Source organism: Streptomyces sp. DI166 (assembly GCF_900091315.1).
Classification (GTDB): domain Bacteria; phylum Actinomycetota; class Actinomycetes; order Streptomycetales; family Streptomycetaceae; genus Streptomyces; species Streptomyces fuscus.
On sequence record NZ_FLSP01000104.1, the window covers coordinates 21600 to 28296 of the forward strand.

4 protein-coding genes and 1 pseudogene are annotated in these 6697 nt (G+C 73.5%); 4 read left to right on the forward strand and 1 reads right to left on the reverse strand.

The features are described 5' to 3' along the window. Window positions 1-16 precede the first annotated feature (16 nt). From GA0115233_RS33820 to GA0115233_RS33835, 4 genes and pseudogenes are all read left to right on the forward strand, one after another. The gene (locus GA0115233_RS33820; RefSeq protein ID WP_093724159.1) at window positions 17-967 is read left to right on the forward strand and encodes an AEC family transporter; all 951 of its coding nucleotides are present in this window, start codon (window positions 17-19) and stop codon (window positions 965-967) included. A gap of 34 nt (window positions 968-1001) precedes the next feature. Further along, window positions 1002-1964, forward strand: a complete 963-nt coding sequence (locus tag GA0115233_RS33825; RefSeq protein ID WP_093724160.1) for a TauD/TfdA dioxygenase family protein — start codon at window positions 1002-1004, stop codon at window positions 1962-1964. An 85-nt stretch (window positions 1965-2049) separates the two neighbouring features. Continuing rightward, complete coding sequence (locus tag GA0115233_RS33830; RefSeq protein WP_093724161.1) at window positions 2050-3432, forward strand: FAD-binding oxidoreductase; 1383 nt, start codon at window positions 2050-2052, stop codon at window positions 3430-3432. Between the two features lie 61 nt (window positions 3433-3493). Then, a pseudogene (locus tag GA0115233_RS33835) lies at window positions 3494-5141 on the forward strand (PucR family transcriptional regulator). A 7-nt stretch (window positions 5142-5148) separates the two neighbouring features. On the opposite strand, the gene GA0115233_RS33840 reads toward GA0115233_RS33835, so the two are convergent. Beyond that, complete coding sequence (locus GA0115233_RS33840; RefSeq protein WP_093724162.1) at window positions 5149-6291, reverse strand: glycosyltransferase family 4 protein; 1143 nt, start codon at window positions 6289-6291, stop codon at window positions 5149-5151. Window positions 6292-6697 lie beyond the last annotated feature (406 nt).

Consider the following 6697-nt stretch of genomic DNA (forward strand, 5'->3'; position numbering starts at 1 on the left):
GAGCAGGGGCACATGCATGGGAGCTGTTTCGGCTCTGGAGAAGCTCGTACCGGTGGTGCTGGCCTTCGGCTGCGGGGTCGTGTTCGCCCGGCGGAAGGTGGTGCCCGCCGAGAGCTCGAAGGTCTTCGCGGACTACGCCTTCCTCTTCGCGGTGCCCTGCTTCCTGTTCGGCAACATCTACGCGAGCGATCTGGGCGCGCTGTTCGACTGGCGTGCCATCGCCGGTTACGCGACCGCGGCCGGGGCCGCCGTCGTGCTCACCGGGGCGATCGCGGCGGCCACCGGGGTGCGCGACCCGCGCGGGGTGGCGCTGCGGATCATGGCGGCCGTGCAGGTGAACACGGCGTACTTCGCGGTGCCCGTGTTCATCATGCTGTACGGCAACGCGGCGCCGATCTTCCCGGTGCTGCTGTTCCAGGTGTGCGTGCTGTCCCTGGTCGTCATCTCGATCATGGAGCTGGGGCGTCCGGACCGGCCGGGCGGTCCGGCCCGGCGGCTGGGCTCGGCCGTGACCGCCTCCCTGCTCACCCCGGTGGTGATCGCCTGCAACGCGGGCATCCTGCTCAACCTGCTGTCCGTGCGGGTGCCGGGGGTCGTCCTGGACGGTTTCGCCTTCGTCGGGGACAGCGCCTCCCCGGTGGCGCTGTTCGCCCTCGGGCTCCACCTGGGCGGCAGCGGGCTGAATCTGCGCGGCACCACCCGGGAGGAGATGTGGATCATCGCCTTCAAGTGTGTCGCGCTGCCCCTGATCACCTACGCGGTGTGCCACCACCTCTTCGGGGTCGACGGCGACTGGCTCGGCTACCTGGTGCTGATCGCCGCCATGCCCGCGCCGCAGAACCTGTTCATCTTCGCCCAGCGCTACGACGTCGGGGTCGACCTGTCGGCCTCCCTCGTCGTCAAGTCCTCGCTCGTGGCCCTGCTCCTGCTCCCGCTGTGGACGCAGTGGGCGGCGCAGGTGTCCTGAGCACCATCGGCCATCCATCAGGAAGGGCACAGACATGAACGGAACCGCGCAGCTCAGCAGAATCACCGTCCAGCAGGTCGCCGGGCGCATCGGCGCCGAGATAACCGGGGTCGACCTGCGGGAGGAACTCGACGACGCCACGGTCGCCGAGATCCGCCAGGCCGTGCTGATGCACCGGGTCGTCTTCTTCCGCGAGCAGGACATCGGCCACGCCCAGCACATCGCCTTCGGCAGCCGTTTCGGCGCGCTGACCCGGCGCCCCGGCAAGAAGCACGGTCTGCACCCCGAGGGCCACCCGGAGATCCTCACCGTCGACCCCAAACGGGACGTGGAACGCTACGGCGCCGACTTCGAGGAACACTACCGCCGCAAATGGCTCTCCCCGCTGGCCGGCTGGCACAGCGATCTCACCCAGGCGGTCAACCCGCCCAGTCTGTCCATCCTGCGCGCCGAGAAGACCCCGCCCTTCGGCGGTGACACCCAGTGGACCAACACGGTCGCCGCCTACGAGGGCCTGTCGGCGCCGCTGCGGGAGTTCGTGGACTCGCTGACGGCCGAGCACGCCTTCTTCACCGCCGTGCACCTGCGCCACTCCGACCCGCGGGACCGCGAGATCCTCAAGCTGTACTGCGAGGACCCGCAGGTCGCCGTGCACCCGGTGGTGCGCGTCCACCCGGAGACCGGCGAGCGGGCGCTCTTCGTCAGCCCCGGCTCGACCACCCGGATCACCGGGTTCACCGAACTGGAGAGCCGCCATCTGCTGGACCTGCTCTTCCAGCATCTGACCAGCGCCGAGTACACCGTCCGCTTCCGCTGGGAGCCCGGCTCCATCGCCTTCTGGGACAACCGCAGCACCTGCCACCTCGCCCCGACCGACTTCGCCCATCTCGACGTCGAGCGCGTGATGCACCGGGTCACCGTGCTCGGGGAGCCCGCCGAGGGGCCGAACGGGTTCGTCTCGCAACTCGTGAGCGGGGAGCCGATGCGCGCCTGGTAGGCCGTTCGGCTGAACGAGCCGGTCGGCCCGCGCCCGCCTACGCTGGAAATCGAACCATTCCCCCTTCCCGGAAAGGGGGCCTGCCATGGCTACCCCTTCGAAGGCGGGCGCGGCGCTCGCCGCGCTGCGCGAGGATCTCAGCGGTGATGTCTTCGCTCCGGGGGACCCCGGCTACGACGACGCCCGCATCGTCTTCAACGCGATGATCGACCGCCGTCCCGCCGTGATCGCCCAGTGCGTGGACGAGGCGGACGTGGTGCGCTCGGTGCGGTTCGCCCGCGATCTCGACCTGCCGATCGCGGTGCGCGGTGGCGGCCACAGCGTGGCGGGCTCGGCGCTCAACGACGGCGGGCTGGTCATCGACCTGCGCCATATGCGCGCGGTGACCGTGGACCCGGCGGCCGAGGCGGTGAAGGTCGCGGGCGGCGCCACCATGGGCGACCTGGACCGCGCGACGCAGGAGCACGGGCTGGTCACCACCGGCGGCCGGGTCTCCACCACCGGGGTCGGCGGCTTCGTGCTCGGCGGCGGCTCGGGCTGGCTGGACCGCTGGTGCGGGCTGGCCGTCGACAACCTGATCGCGGTGGAGCTGGTCACCGCCGACGGACGTCAGGTGCACGCGAGCGCCGACGAGAACCCGGACCTGTTCTGGGCGTTGCACGGCGGCGGCGGCAACTTCGGCGTGGCGACCTCCCTCACCCTGAACCTGTACGAGCTGCCGGAGTTCTCCATGGCGTTCCTGCTGTGCCTGCCGGAGTACGGCGGCGAGCTGGTGCGCACCTTCCGCGATGTCATCGACTCCGGCCCGAACGAGGCCAGCGGCGGCGTCCTGTACCTGACCGGCCCGCCCGAGGACTTCTGCCCGCCGCATCTGCAGGGCAGGCTGCTGTCCGCGGTGCTGCTGACGTACGCCGGTTCCGAGGCGGCGATGCGCAAGGTGGCCGAGCCGCTGCTGGCGCTGCCGCACGAGGCGGCGATGGTCGGGCCGATCCCGTACGTCGAGATGCAGCGCATGCTGGACGACCCGCCGGGCTTCCGGAACTACTGGTCGGCGGAGTACCTGACGGGGCTGCCGGACGACTACGTGGACGCCTTCTGCAAGGGCGTGGAGTCGATGCCGGTGCCGTCGGGGACGATCCACGTGGTGTGGCCGCAAGGAGGCGCCATCGCCACCGGACCGCACCAGTACCCGGTGCCCTACCGCGACGCGCCCTGGGCCACGCACCCCTTCGCGATGTGGGAGGACCCGGCGGACGACGAGCGCTGCGTCCAGTGGGTCCGTGACGTCCGCGCCGCCGCCCGCCCCTGGAGCACGGGCGACGTCTACCTCAACTTCATCGGCGAGGAGGGCCACGACCGGGTGGTGGCGGGCCTCGGCGCGGACAACTACCGGCGGCTGGCGGAGATCAAGCGGCAGTACGACCCGGACAACGTGTTCCGCTTCAACCACAACATCAAACCGGCCTGAGCAGGCGCGCGCCGGTGCCCCGGTGGTGATCGGGGCACCTCGGCGCGGGTAGCGTCCGGCTATGGACAGCGGCAAGGACAGCAGATTCGACACCCAGGGCGCCGGGATCACCGTGCAGCGGGCGCTGGAGCTGCCCGGCCTGCGCGGCGGGCTCCCGGAGATCGTGGCGGGCGCCGACCGGCTCGGGCGCACCGTGCGCTGGGTGCACGCGGGCGAGGTGCCCAACATCGCCTCCCTGCTCAAGGGCGGGGAGCTGCTGCTGACCACGGGCTACGGGCTCGGCACGCGCCCGGCCGAGCTGCGCGCTTTCGTCCGCACGCTCGCCGAGCGCGGCATCGCCGCCCTGGTGGTGGAGCTGGGTCCGCGCTTCACGCGGCTGCCCGCCGTCCTGGTCGACACGGCCCGTGCCACCGGGCTTCCGCTGGTCCAGCTGCACCGCGAGGTGCCGTTCGTGACGGTCACCGAGGAGATCCACACCGAGATCGTCAACGGCCACTACGCGCTGCTCCAGCGCGCCGAGGAGGTGCACCGCCGGTGCACCGAGGCCCTGCTGGGCGGCGGCGGTATCCCCCAAGTGCTGAGCATCCTGGCCGACTTCAGCGCCAACCCGGTCTTCCTGGAGACCACCGACGGGCAGTTGCTGTACGCGGCCGGTTCGGGGCCGGAGAACGCCGATCCGCTCCAGGTCTGGGAGGGGCTGCGCGGCCAGCACGGCAGGGACACGCCGCCGCCCTCGGGTTCGGTGCTGGTCGACGTGCCGGGCGGGGGTCCGGGCACCGGCTCGGTGCGCGCCCGTCTGGTGCTGCTGCCGGTGCGCGGTCCGCTGGCGCCGGTGCACCGGATCGCGGCCGAGCGGACCGCGGGCATCCTCGCCGTGGTGCTGATGCAGGCACGCCAGGAGGAGGAGCTGGCGGCGCGGGGGCGCGGTGACTTCCTGACCGACCTCGCCGAGGGCCGGATCGCCCCGGAGGACGCGCCGGCGCAGGCCCGCGTGCTGGGCTTCAAGCCGGGGAGCGGTCCGCTGCTGCCGGTGGTGATGCGGCTCGGTGACGCGCTGGCGCCGGGCGGCGGCTGGGCGGTGCTGGCCCGCGCGGTCGCCGAGGAGCTGGCCTCGGTGGGCGTGCCGGTACTGCTGGGCGTGCGGCCGGTGGAGGGCAGGGTGCTGGTGCTGCTGGGGCTGCGCTCGGAGTCGGAGCGCTCGGCGGTCGCGGACCGGGTGGCGGCGGCGCTGCGGGCGGGGGTGGAGCGGGCCGGGGATGCAGCGGCCGGGGGCGCTGCCGCCGGTCGTGGTGGTGGGGGTCGCGGGCGGCTGGGCCGCGGCCTCGGCGAGCCTGAGGCACGCGGCGGAGACGGCGACGGCGGCGCAGGGTCTGACCGACCGCCCCTGGTACGACGCCCGCCGCCTGGACATCGACCTGCTGCTGTGGCGGCTGCGCGACCACCCGGACCTGGCGGCCTTCGTGGACCGCGCGATCGGCCCGCTGCGCGACCACGACGCCCGCTCCAAGCCACCGCTGCTGCCGACGCTCCAGACCTATCTGGCGCACGCGGGCCGCAAGGCGGAGACGGCCCGCGAACTGCACCTGAACCGGCAGACCCTGTACAACCGCCTCGCCCGCATCGGCGAGTTGCTCGGCACCGACCTGGACGACCCGCAGGCGGTCCTGGCCCTGAGCCTGGCCCTGCGCGCCCGCCGCCACCTGCCGTGAGCCGGCACTAGATGAACGGCCGGTGCTGGGTCAACTCGTCGTACACGCTCAGCACTTGGGCCACCGTCTCGTCCTCGCTCGGCCAGGTCGCCGCCTGCCGCACGCCCCGCTCGCGGAGTTCGTCGCACCGCCCGGGGTCGCCGAGGAGCCGTACGACCGCGTCGGCGAGGGCCCTGGCGTTGCCGTAGGGGACGAGTTCGGCGGCGTCGCCGACGAGTTCGGGGATACCGCCGACCTCGGTGGCGACGAGCGGCACGCGCGCGTGGAGGGCTTCCTGGGCGAGCACGGACCGCGCCTCCCAGCGGCTGGGCAGCAGGGCGAGGTCGGCTGCGGCGAGCAGCTCCCGCACGTCCTCGCGCCGCCCGATGAGCCGCACCGGCAGCGCCTCCTCCTCGATACGGCGCTGGAGTTCGCCCCGCAGCGGCCCCTCCCCGGCCACGACGACGAGCGGCACGGGGTCGAGCCGGAGCCAGGCGCGGGCGGCGTCCAGCAGCACGTCGTAGCCGCGGTACCGGTCGAGGGAGCCGACGGCGATCAGCAACGGGCGTCCGGTGGCGCCGAGTTCGGCCCGCACCTTGGGGCTGAGCCGCTCGGCGTCCTCGCCCTCCTGCTCGGCGCCGCGGCGCGGCCGGGGCAGCGACACGGCGGCGAGCCGGGCGTCCCGCGCCCCGGTGCGCCGGGCCCGGTCCACCAGCGCGGAGGTGGTGCCGAGCACCACGGAGGCGGCCTTGACCACGCGCCGCTCCAGCAGCCGTACGAGATGGGCGCGGGCGCCCTCGGCGTAGGCCCGGTCGTGCCAGGTGACGACGAGAGGCGTGCGTCGGCCGCCGAGGGCGAGGACGGCACGGAAGGACGCGTGCAGCCCGTGGGCGTGCACCAGGTCGGCGTCCGCGCAGGCCGCCCTGAGCGCGGCCACGGAACCGGGGTCGCTGCTGCGCGGCACGGGCACGTGTTCGGCACCGGCGCCGGTGAAGTCGTAGAGGTGATCGGCCTCCGTGGGGGCGCACACCGTGACCCGCACGCCCCGCGCGACGAGCCCCGCGGCCAGCGACCGCACGTGCACGCTGCTGCCGGCGTTGCCGCCGCCCAGTACCTGCACGGTGCGCAGCGGCGACTGGCCGTGCGGTGAGTGGCTGCTCACGGGGGTCACGTGGCCGTTGCTCCTGGTTCGGGGTCGGGCGGTCACGAAGAAAGTACAGAAGGATCGTGCGGAGGGGGTGAACCGCCGGGATCCCTGCGCGTACGTCATGCACTGCCAAGGATGCCAGCACGCAAGGCCGTTCCGGGAACCCCCGGGTGCGCGGGTGGCACCGCCGACGCGGCCCGGAAGCCCCCGCACCTCACCCACCTGGATGAACGCGGGCACGGATGTTCGCGGCGCACGGAGGCACTGAAGGAGCCCCCGGCAGCCACGGGGGTACAGGGCTCAGTTCCCGCGCCCCAGCGACCGCGCCGCCGCGCTCACCGCGTCCCCGTACGCCGCCGCGGCCACCACCGCCGCCGCGTGGGCCGCGAGCCCCGCCCGGCCGTTGCCCGCGACGATCGCGGCGCCCAGG

Excerpts from the sequence above, each read along its gene's own strand:
- GA0115233_RS33820 (WP_093724159.1), top strand. The coding sequence starts at position 17 with ATGGGAGCTGTTTCGGCTCTGGAGAAGCTCGTACCGGTGGTGCTGGCC.
- GA0115233_RS33825 (WP_093724160.1), top strand. The coding sequence starts at position 1,002 with ATGAACGGAACCGCGCAGCTCAGCAGAATCACCGTCCAGCAGGTCGCC.
- GA0115233_RS33830 (WP_093724161.1), top strand. The coding sequence starts at position 2,050 with ATGGCTACCCCTTCGAAGGCGGGCGCGGCGCTCGCCGCGCTGCGCGAG.